We start from the raw sequence: 20,332 nt of genomic DNA on the forward strand, positions 1-20,332 counted from the left end.
ATGAGGGCTTATTTTATATTTACTTCCCAAACCTTTTGCGGTATCCACATTTCCTACAAAGTTCTTCAACCGCAACTCTTTTTGAAAATCCATCGACAATGTTTGTTGCTCTTTCACCTTCTATAATGTTAGAAAATGAATCATTATTAATATTTCCAAGGTTAATAATCCCTTCACCATCTAAACAACAAGGAATAACCGTCCCATTGGCTAAAATCCCTGCCTGATTACGAAGTCCATGACAGAATCCTTTCCCATCATCCTCTTCTTCATGTAATGCTGGCCACTGGAATTCATAGTCTTGATTAATAAAGACACGTTCTGCAATTTTTATACCTTTTCCTGGTGTAAGCTTCTCTTCAATCTGATAAGATAGATCAAATTCATTTTCAATTATGGATAATAACTCTCTATTTTTCTGGATTTCAGCATTTGTTTTATTATCCTGAGTTAAATTCCATAACCTTAACGATACAATTAAATCTGATTGACTTGTCGCTTCCCTAATGAAGGAAAGTATACTCCTTACATAGCCTTCTTTATCTTGCGAACCTGGGTGCCCATCAAAACTATGCAGTGAAAAATTCATTTGTCTTAACGCGGGCTTATTTAACAGTCTATGCCTTCTCTTATTAATTAACGTTCCGTTCGTTGTAATATTAACTTTAAACCCTTTTTCATGACTTAAGTCTAATAGTTGATCTATTTTCGGATGGAGCAATGGCTCACCCTTCACGTGCAAATAAATGTAGTCTGTGTGAGGTTTAATTTGGTCTAATCTTTTAGCAAAATCCTCTACAGAAATGAATTGCTTCTGCCTTTCCGTCGGCGGACAAAAGCTACACGCAAGATTACACACACTCGTAATCTCCAAGTAAAACTTCTTAAACTTCTTCACCTTTAATTCCTCACTTCTCTAACTACTTATACTTTTTCCTCTTCATATTACAGCATATTTTTATGGAAATAGAAACATACTTATTTTAGGAAATCTACATACCATCTAATAATATTTAAAAGACCATCGGTAATTTTTGTCCAATGGTCTTTTTATCCTTTTTATATGCAAAGAATAAATTTATTTATGATACGGTTCATCATAACTAACCTAAATAAGGTTATTTTTTATTATCTTTATAATTAAATTTAACAAAAAATGTAGTGCCTTCTGATCCTGTTTTAATTTCTATTTTTGCATTATGGCGGGCAGCAATGGCATAACATACACCTATCCCCAATCCAGTTCCATTATCTTTGGTCGTGTAAAATGGCGTACCCAGTTTCTCTAATACTTCAGGCCTAATACCTTTTCCTTGATCGCGCACTGCAAGCACCACACAATTTTGACCTTCCTTGTAGGTGCTAATGGTTAGAACTTTCCCTGTATTCATCGCTTCTAAGCCATTACGATATAGATTCATTAATAATTGCCGTATCTCATTACGATTTAAAAGTAATTCCGGAATGTCATTTGTATCGACTTGAATATACTTATTTTGATTGTGCGTATCAACCTTTATTAAAGGAATAATATCGCGGATAATTGAATTTAAATCTAACATCTGCAAATCCAATTTCCTTGTATTCCCCATTGAGAGAAATTCAGTAATAATAGAATTGGCACGGTTAAGTTCTTCAATCATTAAATGAAAGTACTTATTATGTTTCTCATAGGTATTCTCTTCTTTTAATAACTGCAAAAATCCTAGTACCGTTGTCATTGGATTTCTAATTTCATGGCTGATACCTGCTGCCATTTGCCCTATTAAATCAATGTTAGATAACCTTTTCAATTCCTGTTCATATTTCTTTTTTTCCGTTATGTTTTTAAAAATACAGCAAATACCATCATCATACGGGTATGCAATAACTTCGTGCCAATATTCATCTGCAGTAGAAAGAAATTCGAAATGAACTGTAGTTCGCTCTGACATTGCACGATGAAATTCCTTATACATAACTGTGTCGATGTCACTCGGGAAAACATCCCATATATTCTTTCCTAATACATCTTTTGCTGTTTTTCTTTGCGGAAAATATTGGTGCTTATTTACGTACGTAAATTCCCATTTATTATTTAAAGTAAAGAATCCATCCGTAATACATTCAATCACACTTGTAACTTTTTCATTAGCAGCAGCTAGCTCTCCCGTTCGCTCTTCCACTATACTTTCTAATTTATCCATATATAACAAATTTGAAAACGTAGGGGCTGTGGCATCAACGATAGATTTTGCTAGTTGAATTTGAGAATTATCATAATTGTGAGCTTTTCCTTCTTTGCCAACGACGATTACCCCTAATACTTCTCCCATTGAAACCAATGGAATCATCAATAAATCCTTACTATCTATATTTTTTGTTTGAATAACCTCTTGGATCTTGGCTTCATAGCTTTTCTCTGTCCAATCCGCTTCTGTCCAATCACAGCCCTTACTTAATTTCGTTGTTTTAATCGTTGTTTTGTCTAGCGGATCTAGAAGATGGGCAGTCATATTTTTACTTTCTAAAATCTGTTCTAAGTAAAAAAAGCATTTATCAAAACTCTCCTGTATCGAGGAACACATTGATAAATCACGGGTAACATTTAGTAACAGCTGCTTCTCAGCAATAAGGTTTTCCTTTTGTGTTAAATTATTTGCGTTTTGAATTGCGACCGCGGCCATATTTACATAAGCTTCAACACTTTGAATTTCTGAATCTGTTAAGTTCATCGGAATCCCATAATCAAATAAAAAAACCAGACCAAATAACTCTTGCCTAAATGAGATAGGCAGAGCTAATAAGGACTTAATTTTAAACGCATCAACTGGTCTCGGATCTGGTCGATGATCCTTTGAGGTATCAGGAATATAGATGGTTTTTTTCGTTTCAATAACTTCTTTTGCCAATAAATCTACTTCAGGATCAATTACCTGAGTATCGAGCGTTACGCCATTTATGGTCTCTGGTTTTCCTGCAAATCCTCTAAATGTTCCATCTTCCTGGGGTAAATAAATTCCAACAGCATCGCACCTAACAATCTCCTCTGATATCGCCATTGTCACACGCTGTAATACTTCACGTAGTTCTAATTTTGTATTTATTATTTTTGTTATATTCGCGAGCCTAGAATATCTCGTCTGATCACTTACCATTCACATAGCCTCCAGTTATAGGCATAATAAAATAAATATGATAATATCAGCGTCTTACCTTTGTTTTACATAGAATACCTTACTTATGGTAAGGTTCCCCACGATTAATCCGAAACGCTCTATACACTTGCTCAAGCAACACTAATCGCATCAATTGGTGTGGTAATGTCATCTTTGAAAAAGAAAGTGATTCGTTTGAACGCTTCATCACTTCTGAACTTAGTCCAAGTGATCCACCAATTACAAATGCCACTTTACTCTTTCCGTATGTAGCAAGGCGATCTAGACTTACCGCAAATTCTTCTGATGACTTTTGCTTTCCTTCTATAGCTAAAGCAATCACATGCGTGTCATCAGAAATTTTATCCAATATACGTATACCTTCTTTTTCCTTTACAATTAACATTTCTGCTTCACTTAAATTTTCTGGAGCCTTTTCATCAGGCAATTCAATTACTTCTACTTTTGCATATGCTGATAATCGTTTTAAGTATTCTGCTATACCTTGTTTTAAATATTTTTCTTTTAATTTCCCAATTGAAATAATCGAGATATTCACACGTATCCTCCACCTTACAAACATGTTATCCACAAAACTTATCCACATATCCACAAATACTACCCACATATTGTGTGGGAATCTGTGTTCGATACAACATATGTCGCCTCATTTTGACAAAATTCACATGTTTTTTTCTCTTTTTCTGAGTTATCCACATTGTTGATAACCGGCGCAACTTCACACTCATCCACAATAATATCTAATGCTAATTCAACATGTTCTAAACAACAAGGTAAATTCATTTTCTTCACCTCACTTTTCTACAATAGAAAACAGGAGGTAGGCCCTCCTGTTTTTAATACTTTTGAATGCCTAATTTCACTGTTGTTGTTACTCTTTTTGTACCACGATAAAACGTAAGAGTCATTTTATCATTAATTTCCTTATCATATAAGGCCGTGCGGAATCCAATAATATCACGAATCGGTTTTCCATCTACTGCCACAATAACATCATGTTCTCTTAAACCAGCATCCGCGCCTGGCGAAGGACTTTTCACATCCAAAATACAAACTCCTTCTGTTACAGTACCTGGCAAATGTAATGTTTTTGACCAATAATAGTTTGGAATTTCATTTAATGACCTAAGTTCAATCCCAACATACGGTCTTCTTACTTTCCCATACTTCTCAAGCTCATTCATAATTGGAACAGCCCTAGTCACCGGAATAGCAAGTCCGATTCCTTCTACTTCTTTTGCAGCAATTTTCATTGAATTAATACCAATTAATTGTCCTGCTGCATTTACAAGCGCACCGCCACTATTCCCCGGATTAATCGCCGCATCTGTTTGTAACACTTCTACTTGCCAATCATAATGTCCATCTTGATCTAAATCTACGGGGACAATACGTTCATTAGCTGAAATAATACCCTGCGTAACAGTTCCCGAAAATTGCAGTCCAAGTGGATTTCCAATCGCAATGACTGGCTCTCCTCTGCGAACAGTATTAGAATCGCCAATTTCAATTATTTTTTTCACATGCTTTGCATCTATTTCTAATACAGCTAAATCTGTGACTACATCGGTTCCTAATACTTTTCCAGGAACCTTCTTACCGTCACTTAGACTTACTTCAATACGATTCGCTCCAGCTACAACATGATTATTCGTTACAATATAAGCTTGACCATCTGTCTTTTTATAAATTACTCCTGATCCTGTACCAGCCTCTGAATCTGCCTCTGAAAAGTTATCTCGTTGAATGTTAATAACACCCACAACAGCTTCAGATGCACGATCAACAGCATCTACAAAGCTAATCTGTTTAATTCCTTGAGCTTCGGCCATCATATTACTTCCACTTGCTTCAGCTTGCGGAAGCGTATCAGCAGAATTTGAAAATAAAGGGGCTCCAAACGCAAATAAAGAAGCCCCTACAATTGTTCCCGCTATACTAGAAAGAACTATACCTTTATGCTTCTTTTTTCCTGCACGTTTCATACGATAATTTTCTTCATCAATAAAGGACATATTTGTTCACCCATCTTCCTGAAAACAACTATATTCATCTTTATTGTTTACTAAAATGAAGAATTATACGTATTGAATTTTTGTAGGCATTTTTGGATCTGTATCGTGAATTTCAAAGGATTCACCCACTCCAAATCCTTTTTCCTCTAGTACTTGTGATACTGACATACGGGCTAGTTCTTTCATGTTATTATCTAAGCTTAAATGGGCTAAATAAATATGCTTTGTCTCATCTGTAATTACATCTGCCATTGCTAATGCAGCATCCTCATTACAAACATGTCCAACGTCGCTTAAAATACGTCGTTTAATGCTCCATGGGTAACGTCCCATACGAAGCATTTCCACATCATGATTACTTTCAAATACGAAAGCATTAGCTCCCTTAATAACGCCCTTCATACGGTCGCTTACGTATCCCGTATCTGTAATAAGCGCTAATTTCCTATTATTATTATGGAAAGCATAAAACATCGGTTCTGCCGCATCATGAGAAACTCCAAATGATTCGACTTCAATATCACCAAATGTTTTCACATCCCCAACTGAGAAAATGAATTTTTGCTCAGTTGGGATATTTCCTATTAAATGTTCCATTGCATTCCATGTTTTCTCATTCGCATAAATGGGTAAATCATATTTTCGCGCCAATACACCTAACCCTTTAATATGATCACTATGCTCATGTGTTACAAGAATACCTGATACATCATTTATATTCAGTTCTGCTTGTTTAAATAAAGCCTCTGTCGCTTTACCACTTAAACCTGCATCGACTAGTAATTTTTTTTCATCGGTTCCTACGTATAGCATATTTCCTGTACTTCCACTTGCAAGTACGCTAAAATGCAACCCCATTATTTCTCACTCCAGTATGTTCATCAACCACTTGATTTTCCTTTTCCCCTAATTCCATAACTTGTCCTTCAATTGCATTCACAAAGAAGTCCTGCTTCTGCTCCGTTTTTAAATTCCATGTTGGAGCAAGTACTTGGTTATTAGAAGTAGATGCGGTAAGAGTGGCATAACCAATTTGCGCTTCTTTAACATGTGTATTTCCATGAATTTTATTTTTTAAATATAAATTTTCTAAAGCTGTTTGAGCCGTAATAATTTCTTGCTCTTTCGTTTTTTCACCTTCGCCCATTTCTTTTAAATCAGTTAGCATTGTCTGCGTATATGAAACAAGTTCATTTTTTTCATTTAATTCCACAACAATCATCGCCTGATTATTATAGAAAATAGGCTTATCTTTATATTTTTGGAAGAAATAAATTTTAGAGTCTTTCACCGCTCCAAATTCATACTTTTGTCCATCCAATACATAGTTCTTCAAAAATTCATTATACTTATCTTTTGATAATGATTTCGTATTTAAAAAAGGCTCTTTTAGCTTACTTTCTATCTTGTACATATTTTGTATATGCGCCGTTTGATTTTTCAAAGATTGTATATCATCTTCTTTAAAGGCTTTATTTTCCGCTCTAATAAATGACTCTTTTTTCGGTTCCTTAGGGATATTCCCTATAGTAATTTTGTTTGCTTTTAATTCTTGATCTATCTTTGTTTCTGCAATAAGCTCCAATTGATTACTATCTTGCTTTTGAATGAATTGAAAAATGAGAAAGAGGTCCAAAACAAAAAAGGTCACAATAAATATGGTTTTAATTCGATCCCAATCCATTTAGTCCTCCCTCACTCCACTCATAGATTTTCTGTTTACCCGTTTCACCTTCAACAAGCTTTACATACCAAATTGGTTGTAGTCGAACTACTTGACCATCTAGTGATAACTTGTATCCAATACCAATATCCTTAATTACTTGTTTCTTTATCTCTGGATTATTTTCTAGGGATGCTATTACAACATGCCCTGACGGAAGAGTAACCTTCTGTTCTATGCCTTTAGTATTTAAAGACAGCAACGGTCTTTCATATTCCATTACTTCTTCTGATCCCCATTTTTGTCTCAATTCAGCTAATCCATCTGTATTGAATACGGAATATCCATCTTCATGTAAGCGAAATACTGTCTCTCCTTTATTCATATAGTCCAAACGATATGAATCCAAACTTCCACTGTGACCACTTACGAATTCAAAGCTTTTTTGTAACAGCATTAAATTATCTATCGTTTTCTCAGTTAAGACAGAAGAGTTTTTATAATTTAGCATGTGACGATCGTTTTCAATTTCCATGGATCTAATACCATCTGTAAATGTTTCTTTCGATATCTCAGTAATCGGACTTAAATAACGAGGATCACTAAACAGAGCATTCTTAAACGTATCAACTGCTAAATTAGATGAAATATATGTTATATTGTTTAACTCTGTCGTTCCATCTGGTAAAAATAACTTTTTCATATCATTGATTTGATAATCAAAATAGGGCTTTGCTGATACTATAAATTGATTTTGAGCATTTACAATATCTTTTAAATACACACCACTTAATTTTGCCTCATATATTTTAAAGTTATCACCATCAGAAACAAAGTTAATTTTAATTTCTTGATCCTTACTCCTAGAAGGATCAAGGAGAATACGATTAAAATGTTTAGGCTTATCTGTACTTTTCTCTTCCATGTTAAACATGGATTTAACTGCATCAAATGGGATATCGGTAGGGAAAACAAGTTCAATTTTCCCTTCACCATGCACATAGGAAAGGAAATCCCCCTTAGTGATTGATATCTCTCTAAACTCATGTAGTTCCCCTACTTCCAAGGGCTTATAGATTGATTCTATATCTGCCTCTCTTCTGCTCCCATAATGATTTTTATCTTTATGCACGATGATAGAAGTAGGACGGACAACATCGGAAATTTTAGTTTGATTCGTTCCTTCATTCCCTTGTACAAATTTCGCATTCTGCATGGATGTAGAATCTGGCACATACGTCCATAGGTTAAAAGTAAGAAATAGACTAATTACAACTAGGTTAATTAAAACTATTGTTTTAAAGTTTTCCATACTCATTCCCAATCGTCCTCTTCATCCGCTGCCATTGGTAATGTGAAATAAATAGTTGTCCCTTTTCCTTCTTCACTCTTCGCCCAAATAGAGCCACCATGTGCCTCAATCATTTCTTTTGCAATTGCTAATCCAAGTCCCGTACCACCCATTTGCCTTGAGCGAGCTTTATCTACGCGATAAAAACGTTCAAAGATTTTATCAACGTTTTCTTTTGGAATACCCATTCCTTGGTCACTTACGCTAATTTCTAATAAATCACCACGATCACGTAAGCGATATGTTACTGTTCCACCTTCTGGTGAATACTTTAATGCGTTTGAAATAATGTTATACAGCACTTGAGTAATTTTGTCAGTATCCATATCAATAAATCTAGATTTCTTAGAGAAAGATCGTTTGAAACTTACATTTTGCTCTTTAGACATTTCAAAGCGATCAATAATATTATTAAAGAAATCAGTAAAGTCAACCCATTCTTTCATTAAACGGTGCTCTGTACTATCAAGTTTAGATAGCTGTAACAACGCATTTACAAGTCTAATCATTCTTTCTGTTTCTTCTTGTGTAACTGTTAAAAATTGCGGTGCGATATTCGGATCTTGCCACGCACCGTCCGTAAGTGCTTCTAAGTAACTGCGCATTGTTGTTAATGGCGTTCTTAATTCATGAGAAACGTTTGCCACAAACTCGCGGCGTTCCCTTTCTATACGCTCCTGCTCAGTTACATCATATAATACGGCAATTAAACCATTTGCTTTCCCTGTTTCTTTTTGAATAACAGAGAAACTAGCACGTAAAATATATGGTTCGTTTCTCGTACTAAAATCTAATAAAACAGAATCTGGCTCTTCATATAAATGATCGAGCGTAAATTCTTCCTGTATCCCTAATACCTCTAAAACAGATTGATCGAGCGCTGTTTCACGAGAAACATTTAACATCTTTTCCGCAGGGTCGTTTAGTAAAATAATATCCCCTTTTCGGTCAGTAGCAATTACTCCATCTGTCATATGTGATAAAACAGATGATAATTTACGCCTTTCACTTTCTGTAGAAGAACGAGCTTGTTGTAATTTTTTTGATAAATTATTGAAGGATAATGCAAGTTGTCCAATTTCATCATGGCTATGCACTTTTACTTTTCTCGAATAATTTCCTTTTGCCATTTCAATTGCTTGTCTCCGCATATCTGAAATTGGTCTTGTAATTGTTTGAGCCAATAAAATTCCAAGTACGGCTGTTACTAATAAGGCAATTACTGTTCCCGTAGCAAAAATTTGATTTATATCCTTCATTTGTTTATATACATCTTCCATAGATGCAACGATGTATATAACACCAAGCGCATCCTTGCCATTATCATCTAGAATCGGAGTAAGCATAACTTGAACACGATGGCCTGTACTACCATCCTTCTCAATTTTCACTTCTGGCTTTTTTTGTACTAACACTCGCTGAACAGCTATATCAGTTGATGTTCTATTCACCTTATTCTGCTTTGACTCATCTGAAATAGCCAGTAACTTTCTATGCGAATCAAATACACTTACCTCTTGTATAACTTTCTTTTGATCAGAGGCAAATTTTCGAATAGAAGTTTTAATTGTTTCATCTGTTGACTCTGTTTCTGCTTTTGTATAACTTTTTTTAAACTCTTGTTTCAAGTTATATGATAATAAGTTTGTTTGCTGCGTTAAAGAATCCCTAAAACCTTGTACTAGGCTCTTCTCTAATTCCCTTACGAAATACACCCCAATAACTTGCATCGCTATTAATATTAATAGCATATATATAAGCACAAATTTCAAATGAATAGATTGAAAAAAACCAACTTTCTTCATATACTATTCCTGCTCTGGGTCACGCAAGTAATACCCTACTCCACGTCTAGTTACAATTAAAGTAGGATGGCTTGGATTATCTTCAATTTTTTCACGCAAACGACGTACTGTTACGTCTACTGTGCGCACATCTCCAAAATAGTCATAACCCCAAACTGTTTGTAATAAATGTTCGCGTGTCATAACTTGTCCTAAATGTTTCGCTAAATAATGTAGCAACTCAAATTCACGATGTGTAAGCTCGATATTTTCCTCGCGCTTCGTTACACTATATGCATTTGGATTAATAACAATTGGTCCAATAACCATTTCTGTATTTTCTTCTTTTTCTGCAGCACCACCTTGTTGGTGACGGCGTAAATTCGCCTTCACACGAGCAAGTAATTCTCTCGTGCTAAATGGCTTCGTTACATAATCATCTGCCCCAAGCTCAAGCCCTAATACTTTATCAATCTCAGAGTCCTTTGCTGTAAGCATAATAATCGGCATTTCTGAACTTTTACGTATTTCACGACAAACCTCTAAGCCATCTTTACCTGGTAGCATAATATCTAATAAAACCATATCTGGTTGTTCTTCATTAGCCTTTTCAATTGCTTCATCACCATCATGCGCCATTACTATTTCAAAACCTTCTTTTTCTAGGTTAAACTTCAAAATATCTGCAATCGGCTTTTCATCATCAACTACTAAAATTTTCTTTCCCATCATCGTCTATTTCCTCCTTATAAAAATATGGTCAATAATCCCTAAACATATTGATGTTTACATAGTATGTCCTATATGACCGCATCCTTTGTTTAAGTATTTTCTCCTCTATTCTCATAGACTCATGTATGATCCACTTTTACACGGAATCCTATACGATCTATAGAAAAACCTCTAGCTTCAACTGCTAGAGGCTCCTCGTTCTATTTTAAAATAACTACTCAGTTTTGTAAAATTACATAAATAAAAAGGATATTAAGTGGGCCCACTTAATATCCTGAGAGTGGCTCGGGACGGAATCGAACCGCCGACACGAGGATTTTCAGTCCTCTGCTCTACCGACTGAGCTACCGAGCCAAAACTATATATAAAACCACTAATGGTGGTATAAACAAAAGTGGCGGTCCCGACCGGGGTCGAACCGGCGATCTCCTGCGTGACAGGCAGGCATGTTAACCACTACACCACGGGACCAAAAATAAACAAAAAAAAACATGACCCGTACGGGATTCGAACCCGTGTTACCGCCGTGAAAGGGCGGTGTCTTAACCACTTGACCAACGGGCCACGAAAAATAAAATGGTGAGCCATGAAGGATTCGAACCTTCGACCCTCTGATTAAAAGTCAGATGCTCTACCAACTGAGCTAATGGCTCATACTCACCAACGTCATATTTTCGTGACGACAAGATGTATCATAACATGTATTCTGTATTTTTCGCAACACTTTTTTTCATTTTTTTATAAAAGATAAGAAAAAACTCATGCGGACATGAGTTTTTTCTTAAAATATCAATTAAGCTTCGTATACATTACGAACAATATTTGTTTGGTTACGATCTGGTCCAACTGAGAACATAGATAATTGAATTCCTGTTAACTCAGAAACACGTTCTACGTATTTTCGTGCATTTTCAGGAAGCTCGTCTAATGATTTTACACCAGTAATATCTTCTGTCCAACCTGGAAGCTCTTCATATACAGGCTCACATTTCGCTAAAATGTTTAAGTTTGCTGGAACTTCATCAATAACTTCGCCATTGTATTTGTAAGCAACACAAATTTTAAGAGTTGGAATATCTGTTAGAACGTCGATAGAATTTAATGATAGATCCGTTAAACCACTAACACGACGTGCATGTCTTACAACAACGCTATCGAACCAACCTACGCGGCGTGGACGACCAGTTGTTGTTCCGTACTCACGACCAACTTCACGAATTTGATGACCAATTTCATCATTAAGTTCAGTAGGGAATGGACCGTCACCAACACGGCTTGTATATGCTTTACATACACCTACAACGCGAGTAACTTTCGCAGGGCCAACTCCAGTTCCAACTGTTACACCACCCGCAATCGGGTTAGAAGATGTAACGAATGGGTACGTACCGTGGTCAATATCAAGCATAACACCTTGTGCACCTTCAAATAATACACGGTGATTGTTATCTAGTGCATCATTTAATACAACAGATGTGTCGCATACATATTGTGCGATTTGTTGTCCATATTCGAAGTACTCTTCAAAGATTTCTTCTACGCTGAAACCTTCTGTATCGTACATTTTTTCAAACAAACGATTTTTCTCTACTAAATTGCGCTCGAGCTTCTCTTTAAATGCTTCACGGTCTAAAAGATCAGCCATACGGATACCAATACGAGCAGCTTTATCCATATATGCAGGACCGATACCTTTTTTCGTTGTACCGATTTTGTTATCACCTTTGCTAGCTTCTTCTAACTCATCTTGTTTTAAGTGATAAGGTAAAATAACGTGTGCACGGTTACTTACACGTAAATTATCAGTACTTACACCACGGTCGTGTAAGTATTTTAACTCTTCAAGTAATGCTTTCGGATCTACTACTAAGCCATTTCCGATTACACAAATTTTCTCTTTATAGAAAATACCAGATGGAATTAAGTGTAACTTATATTTAACTCCGCCGAAAACAATTGTATGTCCCGCGTTATTTCCACCTTGATATCTTGCAACTACTTCCGCATGCTCAGAAAGAAAATCAGTGATTTTACCTTTTCCTTCGTCGCCCCATTGTGTTCCTACAACTACTACTGAAGACATTATTAAAGCACCTCCGCAATTTTCAAACGATCTATTCAAACAATATAATTGTACCAAAACCGAAAAAGAAGTCAACCAAAAAGCGAACATTTTTTTATTAAAAATCATTTTCGTTCGTAAGAATTATATTTTCACCTTATGAAAGCCTTATCTTTATCCCATAAAAAAAGAAACACATTTTATTATAAGAAATGTGTTTCTTTTTTATACTGCCTTTATGCCCCATCTTCAAAGCGTCGTTCTAAATTGACGAATTTATTAAATTCTTTAACAAACGCGAGCTCTACTGAACCTACCGGACCATTACGTTGTTTTGCAATGATAATTTCAATCGTATTTTTATTTTCCGTTTCACGGTCATAGTAATCTTCACGATATAGGAAAGCTACAATATCAGCATCCTGCTCAATACTTCCAGATTCACGAATATCAGACATCATCGGGCGTTTATCCTGACGAGATTCTACACCACGAGATAACTGTGATAAGGCAATAACAGGCACTTGCAATTCACGTGCAATCCCTTTTAAAGTACGAGAAATCTCAGATACTTCCTGCTGACGGTTCTCACCTGATTTCCCACTTCCTTGAATAAGCTGTAAGTAGTCAATTAAAACCATGCCAAGACCTTGTTCTTGCTTTAGTCTACGACATTTTGCTCGAATCTCATTTACCTTAATTCCCGGTGTATCATCAATATATATACCGGCATTTGAAAGACTACCCATCGCCATTGTTAATTTCGCCCAATCATCAGAAGTTAATGACCCGGTACGAAGTCTTTGCGCATCGATATTTCCTTCTGCACAAAGCATACGCATAACAAGTTGATCGGAGCCCATCTCCAAACTAAAAATCGCTACATTTTCATCCGTTTTCGTCGCTACGTTTTGTGCGATATTTAATGAAAATGCAGTTTTCCCCACTGACGGACGTGCTGCTACGATGATTAAATCATTTCGCTGGAAACCTGCCGTCATCTTATCTAATTCAGTAAATCCGGTTGGTATCCCAGTAACTTCACCTTTTTGATTATGCAAAAGTTCAATTTTATCATAAGCATCTACAAGAACATCTTTAATATTTTGAAATGCTTTTGCATTTGTTTGATGGGATACTTCTAATATTTTTTTCTCGGCCTCATTTAAAAGGCCGTCCACGTCATCTTCTCTCTCATATCCATCCGAGACAATATGAGTCGCTGTTCGAATTAAACGACGTAAAAGTGCCTTTTCAGCGATGATACGTGCATAATATTCAACGTTAGCAGCTGTTGGAACAACTTCTGCTAACTCTGCTAAATAAGACACTCCACCAACTTCTTCTAGTAATCCTTGATCAGCCATCGCTGATGTCATTATTACTAAGTCGATCGGTTCTCCTTTATCAGATAACCCAAGCATGACCTCAAAAATCTTTTGATGTTTCGTTCGATAGAATGAATCAGGTACCAATAACTCCGATGCTGACGTTAACGCATCTTGATCAATTAATATGGCCCCTAAAACCGCCTGCTCGGCCTCTATATTATGCGGAGGGGTACGATCAGCAAGTACATCACTCATACGCAATCCTCCTTGCTTAATTTATTTTTATTGTTCACTAACATGAACTTTTACTGTCGCTGTTACTTGCGGATGCAATTTCACTGTTACATTTGTGTAGCCTAATGCACGAATTGCATCATCCATTTCAAATTTACGTTTATCAAGTTTAATTTTATGTGATTTTTGCATCGCATCTACGATTTGTTTGCTCGTAATAGAACCGAATAAACGGCCACCTTCTCCAGATTTCGCCTTTACTTCTACAGTTAATTTCTCTAATGTTTCTTTCAGCTCTTTTGCATTCTCAACTTCTGCTGCTGCATCTTTTTCTTCTTTACGCTTTTGAGCTTCTAAAGTTTTCATACTGCTATTTGTTGCTTCAGCAGCCAATCCTTGTTTTAGTAAGAAGTTATTTGCATAGCCATCTGGTACGTTTTTTACTTCTCCTTTTTTACCTTTACCTTTTACGTCTTTTAGAAAAATTACTTTCATGATTGTGTGCCTCCCTGTAAATAGTCATCAATAACAAATCGAAGCTTCTCCTCAGCTTCATCTACTGTAACATTTTTCATTTGTGTGGCTGCATTTGTCAAATGCCCGCCACCACCTAAGTTTTCCATAATTAGCTGCACATTCACTTCACCTAAAGACCTGCTGCTAATTCCAATGAGATTCTCGCCACGTTTCGCAACAACAAATGATGCAATAATTCCTGTCATTGTTAGTAACGTGTCAGCTGATTGCGCAATAAGCACTTGATCGTAGTAATCATCACTATCAACTTTAGCAATCGCAATTCCATTTTTATAAATGTACGCATTTTTTATAGCTTTTGCAACCCGTAAATACTGATCCATATCTTCCTTTAAAAGTTCTTGTACAAGTACAGTATCTGCACCATGTGAACGTAAATAAGAAGCAGCATCAAACGTACGAGCCCCCGTCCGGAATGTGAAACTTTTCGTGTCGACAATAATACCCGCTAACAATGCCGTTGCTTCTAACATTGTCATCTTTAAATTTTTCGGTTGATACTCAAGCAATTCTGTAACCAATTCTGCCGTTGAAGAAGCATATGGTTCCATGTAAACTAGCAATGGATCTTCAATAAAATCTTCTCCACGGCGATGATGATCAATAACTACTACATTTTCAATTTTATGTAACAGTTTTTGCTGCATCACCATAGAAGGTTTATGCGTATCGACAACAACAAGCAACGACTCATCATTTGCAAACTCCATCGCTTGCTCTGGAGTAATAAAATGAGACCATAACTCCTCATTTTGTTTCACTTTGTCCATCAAGCGCTTAATTCCTTTATCGGAATCATTTTCATCTAACACAATATATCCTTTACGCTCATTTAGCTGAGCCACTTTTAAAATACCAATCGCAGCACCAATTGCGTCCATATCAGGAGCCCTATGCCCCATAATAATGACATTACTACTTTCTAATACTAAATCCTTTAACGCATGCGAAATGACCCTAGCACGTACACGGGTACGTTTTTCAACCGGATTTGTCTTACCTCCATAGAACTTAACTTTACCTGTCGCTTGTTTAATAGCTACTTGGTCTCCCCCACGCCCAAGCGCAAGGTCTAAACCAGATTGAGCCATTGCCCCAAGCTCTGATAAAGGTAAATCACCTGATCCGACACCTACACTTAATGTAAGTGGTATATTCCTTTTAGATGTTTCCTCACGCACCTGATCTAAAATACTAAATTTCCCTTTCTCCATCTGCGTCAGAATACTTTCATTTAACACAACGAAGAATCTTTCTGAAGATGCACGTTTTAAATACGCACCATACTTAAGTGCCCATTCATTTAGTCGCGATGTCACAAGACTTGTTATATTCGTACGTAATTGATCATCTAATCCTTGTGTAACTTCATCATAATTATCCAAATAAATGACAGCTAAAACAGTTCGTTGATCCTCGTACATCTTTTCGATTTCTGTTTGTTCCGTTACATCAAAGAAATAAATTAACTTTTCTTCTTTCCTTACAAAAACGCGAAACTTTCGATTATTTAAAGAGACTATATCATCAGAAGTTTCTCCTTTAATGAAAAGAAGTAATGTTTCTGATACATCGTAAAGGTGCCATCCAGCTAATGCATGCTGTCCCAGACATGAAGATAAATAAGGATTTGCCCAATCAATCCCATAATCCTTATTGTATAACAAAATACCAATCGGCATTTGGTTAAATGCTTCGTTACTTACTTTCTTTACCCTCGTAATCATATCTGTCGTATGCTTTTCGAAATTCCTTTGAAAATTAAGTTCAAATCGTATAACGATAAAGAATACGATACAAAAAATGACAAAAGCAGCTATCCCCATAATTAAATGAAAATAACAGAGAATTGAAATGAGAACAAATACAAAAAATGCCAATACATAAACAGGATATAAAAACCACTGTTTCTTATCAAATTCAGGCATGTATACAACTCCTATAAAGTAAAACTAACTCACCTTCCAGTTAGTTAAACAGATTAAAATAGTATAAGGAATATTACCCTATTCCCCTATTTTAGAACGCAATGAAATCCCTAAGTCAATTATACCTAAGATTGTCACAAGAGGAAACAGCATCGGAATAAACATGCATACAATAAAACTAATAATAGGAACCCCTTTAGTAAAACCTTTTCTATACGCTAAAAAGGAGATGAATGTCAGACCTTGCAGTACAAGCAATAGTGCAAATATGACATATAGGTTAGAAAATACCATATGTAAATATGATGTTGGTTCTACTTTTATAAAAGTTGCTAACAAAATAAATATAACGTAATACCAAACAATACTCTTTGGTAATTGTATATCTTTAAATTTAGGCCAAGGTATAATGTCATGTTTTAACTTTTTCAAAACACTACCTGATATTATCACTGTAATCCAAGAAAAACATACTGAAACTAGAACAAGTATACTTGGAAATAACGATTGTAATATATCGTTCATTTGTGTAAGTAACTCTTTTTGTTCCTTACTAATCGGCATACCTATAGCACTTACTATCTTTTCACTTTGCACCATACTTTCACTAAACACACTTTGCATTTGCTTCATTATATCTATGTTGAAAAACTTTATACTCGCAACATAAATAAGTACAAAACCAATTAAGTATGCAAGCGTCCCCGCTATTAAGATTTCCACTGGTTTTTTTCTTGTTTTATACATATATCCTAAAACAATCCCTATCAATCCAAACATAATGGTCTTCACTAAATTCATGGGTTGACTCACAATAATAGTAACAAAAAGTGCCGCTACAAAAACCACAAGCACATTAGATAGTTTATGTCTTATCGTTAATAGTATAAATGGTAACGGCAACGCAAAAGTTACAACAGTACCCAAAATCGGAACATACATAGATATAAGCAATAAAATTGCATATATAGCTAATAACGCTGCGCCTTCTGTAATAAACTTTGTTTGTTTCACATTTTAACCTCTCTTTCAAAAAAGAAAAGCATAGCAAAATGCACAGTAGAGTCCGACTCTACTGTGCATTTCATACGCTATTATTCACCAACATATGGTAAAAGTGCCATTTGACGAGCACGTTTAATTGCAACTGTAAGTTTGCGTTGGTATTTTGCGCTTGTCCCTGTTACACGACGAGGTAAAATTTTACCACGCTCAGAAACGAAACGTTTTAATAAATCAACATCTTTATAGTCAATGCGAGTGATGCCGTTAGCTGTGAAGAAACACACCTTACGACGTTTCGCACGTCCACCTTTGCGTCCTGCCATGTCTATTTCCCTCCATTCTTTGTTAAAACTAACAAATTTACTGTATTAGAACGGTAAATCGTCGTCGGAAATGTCGATCGGTTGACCTACATTTGAAAATGGATCGTCATTCTTCGTAAATCCAGAGTTACCTTGGTTACCTTGGTTACCTGAATTACTAGATTGACCAAATGGGTTAGAGCTTTGGTTACCGAAACCAGCTCCTGATGGTTGCTGATTGAATGAACCACGTTGCTCCCCACCGCCATTACGCGGCTCTAAAAATTGTACGCTTTCCGCAAGAACTTCTGTTACATATACACGTTTACCGTCTTGTCCATCGTAATTACGAGTTTGAAGACGTCCATCTACGCCTGCTAAGCTTCCTTTTTTCAAATAATTTGCTACGTTTTCTGCTTGTTTACGCCATATTACACAATTAATAAAGTCAGCTTCACGCTCACCTTGTTGATTCGCAAATGCGCGATTCACAGCTAACGTAAAAGTAGCTACTGCAACACCATTGGGCGTGTAACGTAAGTCAGGGTCCTTAGTTAAACGACCAACGAGGATAACACGATTCATCAATCGAACCACTCTCCCTTATATATCAATTATTTTTCTTCTTCTTTAACAACGATATGACGAAGGATGTCTTCGTTGATCTTAGCTAAACGGTCGAATTCGTTAATCGCTTCTGCGTTAGAGTTCACGTTTAAGATCATGTAGAAACCTTCACGTAAGTCGTTGATTTCGTAAGCTAAACGACGCTTACCCCACTCTTTCGTGTTAATGATTTCTGCACCATTGTTTGTTAAAACACCTGCAAAACGTTCAACTAAAGCTTTTTGAGCTTCTTCTTCAACGCCAGGACGAATGATGTACATAATTTCGTACTTTCTCATTACACTTTCACCTCCTTTTGGTCTAAACGGCCCATAATGGGCAAGGAGCAATTAATTTATAGTAATTACTCACGAGTTTAGATTATATCATAGTAAGTTATATGAATCAACTCACCAATACATAAAAAACTTGGCAAACATATAATATATTCGCCAAGCTCATATCTTTATTTTTCCTAGGAAATATTAAATTAAACGTTAAAACGGAAGTGCATAACATCTCCGTCTTTTACGATATACTCTTTTCCTTCTAAACGTACTTTTCCAGCTTCTTTTGCAGCTGTCATAGAACCGTTTGTCATTAAGTCATCGTAAGAAACTGTTTCTGCACGAATAAATCCACGCTCAAAGTCTGTATGGATAACGCCAGCACATTGTGGTGCCTTCATACCTTGTTTAAATGTCCAAGCACGTACTTCTTGAACGCCAGCTGTAAAGTAAGTAGCAAGTCCTAATAGGTCATATGCTGCACGAATTAATTGATCTAAACCAGACTCTTCAATACCTAATTCTTCAAGGAATACTTTTTTCTCTTCCTCGTCTAATTCAGCAATTTCTGATTCGATTTTTGCACATACAACGATTACTTGAGAATTTTCATTTTCTGCAAATTCTTTTACCATTTGTACGTATTTATTTTCTGAAGGATCGATAACATCGTCTTCACTTACGTTCGCTACGTATAACATTTCTTTTGTTGTAAGTAAATGAAGGCCTTTAACAATCTTCATTTGCTCTTCTGTAAATTCAACAGTACGAGCTGGTTTCCCCTCTTCAAAAGCTTCTTTTAAACGAACTAAAATTTCATGCTCATATACAGCTTCTTTATCTTTTTGTCTTGCTAATTTCGCAACACGCTCGATACGCTTATCAACAGACTCTAAGTCCGCTAAAATTAGCTCTAAGTTGATTGTTTCGATATCATCAATTGGATCTACTTTCCCTGAAACGTGCGTAATATTTTCGTCTTCAAAACAACGAACAACTTGACAAATTGCATCTACTTGACGAATGTGAGATAAGAATTTATTTCCTAAACCTTCACCTTTACTAGCACCTTTTACGATACCTGCAATATCAGTAAACTCGAATACAGTCGGAACAGTCTTTTTCGGTTCTACTAATTCCGTTAATTTATTTAAACGCTCATCTGGTACTTCTACAATTCCTACGTTTGGATCAATTGTACAGAATGGATAGTTCGCAGATTCTGCTCCTGCTTGTGTAATTGCATTAAATAAAGTGGACTTCCCTACGTTAGGTAATCCAACAATCCCAGCCGTTAATCCCATATTTTTCACTCCTATGTCTCAATCTTTCATCAT

General features: G+C 35.9%; 19 protein-coding genes and 4 tRNA genes. All 23 read right to left on the minus strand.

The features are described 5' to 3' along the window. Nucleotides 1-19: 19 nt before the first annotated feature. The gene (locus AC241_RS27105; RefSeq protein ID WP_000713633.1) at nucleotides 20-898 is read right to left on the minus strand and encodes a radical SAM/SPASM domain-containing protein; all 879 of its coding nucleotides are present in this window, start codon (nucleotides 896-898) and stop codon (nucleotides 20-22) included. A 220-nt stretch (nucleotides 899-1,118) separates the two neighbouring features. Beyond that, nucleotides 1,119-3,137, minus strand: a complete 2,019-nt coding sequence (locus AC241_RS27110) for a GAF domain-containing sensor histidine kinase (RefSeq protein WP_050844789.1) — start codon at nucleotides 3,135-3,137, stop codon at nucleotides 1,119-1,121. A 79-nt stretch (nucleotides 3,138-3,216) separates the two neighbouring features. After that, nucleotides 3,217-3,696, minus strand: a complete 480-nt coding sequence (gene rlmH, locus AC241_RS27115) for a 23S rRNA (pseudouridine(1915)-N(3))-methyltransferase RlmH (RefSeq protein ID WP_001027003.1) — start codon at nucleotides 3,694-3,696, stop codon at nucleotides 3,217-3,219. 59 nt (nucleotides 3,697-3,755) lie between these two features. Continuing rightward, complete coding sequence (locus AC241_RS27120) at nucleotides 3,756-3,941, minus strand: CxxH/CxxC protein (protein ID WP_001052827.1); 186 nt, start codon at nucleotides 3,939-3,941, stop codon at nucleotides 3,756-3,758. A 53-nt stretch (nucleotides 3,942-3,994) separates the two neighbouring features. Beyond that, complete coding sequence (locus tag AC241_RS27125; protein ID WP_016079550.1) at nucleotides 3,995-5,173, minus strand: S1C family serine protease; 1,179 nt, start codon at nucleotides 5,171-5,173, stop codon at nucleotides 3,995-3,997. Between the two features lie 63 nt (nucleotides 5,174-5,236). Continuing rightward, nucleotides 5,237-6,031: an MBL fold metallo-hydrolase gene (locus AC241_RS27130; protein WP_016079549.1), complete on the minus strand. Its 795-nt coding sequence runs from the start codon at nucleotides 6,029-6,031 to the stop codon at nucleotides 5,237-5,239. Continuing rightward, complete coding sequence (locus AC241_RS27135) at nucleotides 6,015-6,857, minus strand: two-component system regulatory protein YycI (protein ID WP_016079548.1); 843 nt, start codon at nucleotides 6,855-6,857, stop codon at nucleotides 6,015-6,017. The genes AC241_RS27130 and AC241_RS27135 overlap by 17 nt, the downstream gene beginning before the upstream one ends. Further along, nucleotides 6,838-8,154 (minus strand): YycH family regulatory protein, encoded by a 1,317-nt coding sequence (locus AC241_RS27140; protein ID WP_050844791.1) that lies wholly within the window; start codon nucleotides 8,152-8,154, stop codon nucleotides 6,838-6,840. The genes AC241_RS27135 and AC241_RS27140 overlap by 20 nt, the downstream gene beginning before the upstream one ends. Then, nucleotides 8,151-9,992: a cell wall metabolism sensor histidine kinase WalK gene (gene walK / locus AC241_RS27145; protein ID WP_000755367.1), complete on the minus strand. Its 1,842-nt coding sequence runs from the start codon at nucleotides 9,990-9,992 to the stop codon at nucleotides 8,151-8,153. The genes AC241_RS27140 and walK overlap by 4 nt, the downstream gene beginning before the upstream one ends. 3 nt (nucleotides 9,993-9,995) lie before the next feature. Further along, nucleotides 9,996-10,703: a cell wall metabolism DNA-binding response regulator WalR gene (gene walR / locus AC241_RS27150; protein WP_000971865.1), complete on the minus strand. Its 708-nt coding sequence runs from the start codon at nucleotides 10,701-10,703 to the stop codon at nucleotides 9,996-9,998. A 281-nt stretch (nucleotides 10,704-10,984) separates the two neighbouring features. Beyond that, nucleotides 10,985-11,057, minus strand: a tRNA-Phe gene (locus AC241_RS27155). A 41-nt stretch (nucleotides 11,058-11,098) separates the two neighbouring features. Further along, nucleotides 11,099-11,174 (minus strand) — tRNA-Asp (locus tag AC241_RS27160). A gap of 21 nt (nucleotides 11,175-11,195) precedes the next feature. Then, nucleotides 11,196-11,267: transfer RNA gene (locus AC241_RS27165), tRNA-Glu, on the minus strand. 13 nt (nucleotides 11,268-11,280) lie between these two features. Further along, nucleotides 11,281-11,356, minus strand: a tRNA-Lys gene (locus AC241_RS27170). A gap of 140 nt (nucleotides 11,357-11,496) precedes the next feature. Next, nucleotides 11,497-12,786: an adenylosuccinate synthase gene (locus tag AC241_RS27175; RefSeq protein WP_000100230.1), complete on the minus strand. Its 1,290-nt coding sequence runs from the start codon at nucleotides 12,784-12,786 to the stop codon at nucleotides 11,497-11,499. 215 nt (nucleotides 12,787-13,001) lie between these two features. Next, a complete protein-coding gene (gene dnaB / locus AC241_RS27180; protein ID WP_001286147.1) occupies nucleotides 13,002-14,351 on the minus strand; it encodes a replicative DNA helicase in 1,350 nt (449 codons plus the stop codon). Nucleotides 14,352-14,378: 27 nt separating this feature from the next. After that, the gene (gene rplI, locus AC241_RS27185; RefSeq protein ID WP_000864237.1) at nucleotides 14,379-14,825 is read right to left on the minus strand and encodes a 50S ribosomal protein L9; all 447 of its coding nucleotides are present in this window, start codon (nucleotides 14,823-14,825) and stop codon (nucleotides 14,379-14,381) included. Further along, nucleotides 14,822-16,795, minus strand: coding sequence for a DHH family phosphoesterase (locus tag AC241_RS27190; protein ID WP_016079546.1), 1,974 nt, complete (start codon nucleotides 16,793-16,795; stop codon nucleotides 14,822-14,824). Before AC241_RS27190 ends, rplI begins: the two co-directional genes overlap by 4 nt. A 78-nt stretch (nucleotides 16,796-16,873) precedes the next feature. Further along, the gene (locus AC241_RS27195; protein WP_050844793.1) at nucleotides 16,874-17,809 is read right to left on the minus strand and encodes a YybS family protein; all 936 of its coding nucleotides are present in this window, start codon (nucleotides 17,807-17,809) and stop codon (nucleotides 16,874-16,876) included. A gap of 80 nt (nucleotides 17,810-17,889) precedes the next feature. Next, a complete protein-coding gene (rpsR, locus tag AC241_RS27200) occupies nucleotides 17,890-18,123 on the minus strand; it encodes a 30S ribosomal protein S18 (protein ID WP_000918873.1) in 234 nt (77 codons plus the stop codon). Nucleotides 18,124-18,168: 45 nt separating this feature from the next. Further along, nucleotides 18,169-18,690 carry a single-stranded DNA-binding protein gene (gene ssb / locus AC241_RS27205; RefSeq protein ID WP_000981963.1) on the minus strand — a complete coding sequence of 174 codons (522 nt, stop codon included), beginning with the start codon at nucleotides 18,688-18,690 and terminating at the stop codon, nucleotides 18,169-18,171. A 26-nt stretch (nucleotides 18,691-18,716) separates the two neighbouring features. Continuing rightward, the gene (gene rpsF, locus AC241_RS27210; RefSeq protein WP_001233781.1) at nucleotides 18,717-19,007 is read right to left on the minus strand and encodes a 30S ribosomal protein S6; all 291 of its coding nucleotides are present in this window, start codon (nucleotides 19,005-19,007) and stop codon (nucleotides 18,717-18,719) included. A 191-nt stretch (nucleotides 19,008-19,198) separates the two neighbouring features. Continuing rightward, a complete protein-coding gene (gene ychF, locus AC241_RS27215; RefSeq protein ID WP_000524670.1) occupies nucleotides 19,199-20,299 on the minus strand; it encodes a redox-regulated ATPase YchF in 1,101 nt (366 codons plus the stop codon). Between the last annotated feature and the right edge of the window lie 33 nt (nucleotides 20,300-20,332).

Origin of the sequence: Bacillus thuringiensis (assembly GCF_001182785.1) — a bacterium.
Classification (GTDB): domain Bacteria; phylum Bacillota; class Bacilli; order Bacillales; family Bacillaceae_G; genus Bacillus_A; species Bacillus_A thuringiensis_S.

What these genes read in the sequence shown, in the direction of transcription:
- AC241_RS27110 (WP_050844789.1), bottom strand. Translation starts at nt 3,137, where the DNA reads ATGGTAAGTGATCAGACGAGATATTCTAGGCTCGCGAATATAACAAAA.
- AC241_RS27120 (WP_001052827.1), bottom strand. Translation starts at nt 3,941, where the DNA reads ATGAATTTACCTTGTTGTTTAGAACATGTTGAATTAGCATTAGATATT.
- AC241_RS27125 (WP_016079550.1), bottom strand. Translation starts at nt 5,173, where the DNA reads ATGTCCTTTATTGATGAAGAAAATTATCGTATGAAACGTGCAGGAAAA.
- AC241_RS27130 (WP_016079549.1), bottom strand. Translation starts at nt 6,031, where the DNA reads ATGGGGTTGCATTTTAGCGTACTTGCAAGTGGAAGTACAGGAAATATG.
- AC241_RS27135 (WP_016079548.1), bottom strand. Translation starts at nt 6,857, where the DNA reads ATGGATTGGGATCGAATTAAAACCATATTTATTGTGACCTTTTTTGTT.
- AC241_RS27140 (WP_050844791.1), bottom strand. Translation starts at nt 8,154, where the DNA reads ATGAGTATGGAAAACTTTAAAACAATAGTTTTAATTAACCTAGTTGTA.
- walK (WP_000755367.1), bottom strand. Translation starts at nt 9,992, where the DNA reads ATGAAGAAAGTTGGTTTTTTTCAATCTATTCATTTGAAATTTGTGCTT.
- walR (WP_000971865.1), bottom strand. Translation starts at nt 10,703, where the DNA reads ATGATGGGAAAGAAAATTTTAGTAGTTGATGATGAAAAGCCGATTGCA.
- AC241_RS27175 (WP_000100230.1), bottom strand. Translation starts at nt 12,786, where the DNA reads ATGTCTTCAGTAGTAGTTGTAGGAACACAATGGGGCGACGAAGGAAAA.
- dnaB (WP_001286147.1), bottom strand. Translation starts at nt 14,351, where the DNA reads ATGAGTGATGTACTTGCTGATCGTACCCCTCCGCATAATATAGAGGCC.
- rplI (WP_000864237.1), bottom strand. Translation starts at nt 14,825, where the DNA reads ATGAAAGTAATTTTTCTAAAAGACGTAAAAGGTAAAGGTAAAAAAGGA.
- AC241_RS27190 (WP_016079546.1), bottom strand. Translation starts at nt 16,795, where the DNA reads ATGCCTGAATTTGATAAGAAACAGTGGTTTTTATATCCTGTTTATGTA.
- rpsR (WP_000918873.1), bottom strand. Translation starts at nt 18,123, where the DNA reads ATGGCAGGACGCAAAGGTGGACGTGCGAAACGTCGTAAGGTGTGTTTC.
- rpsF (WP_001233781.1), bottom strand. Translation starts at nt 19,007, where the DNA reads ATGAGAAAGTACGAAATTATGTACATCATTCGTCCTGGCGTTGAAGAA.
- ychF (WP_000524670.1), bottom strand. Translation starts at nt 20,299, where the DNA reads ATGGGATTAACGGCTGGGATTGTTGGATTACCTAACGTAGGGAAGTCC.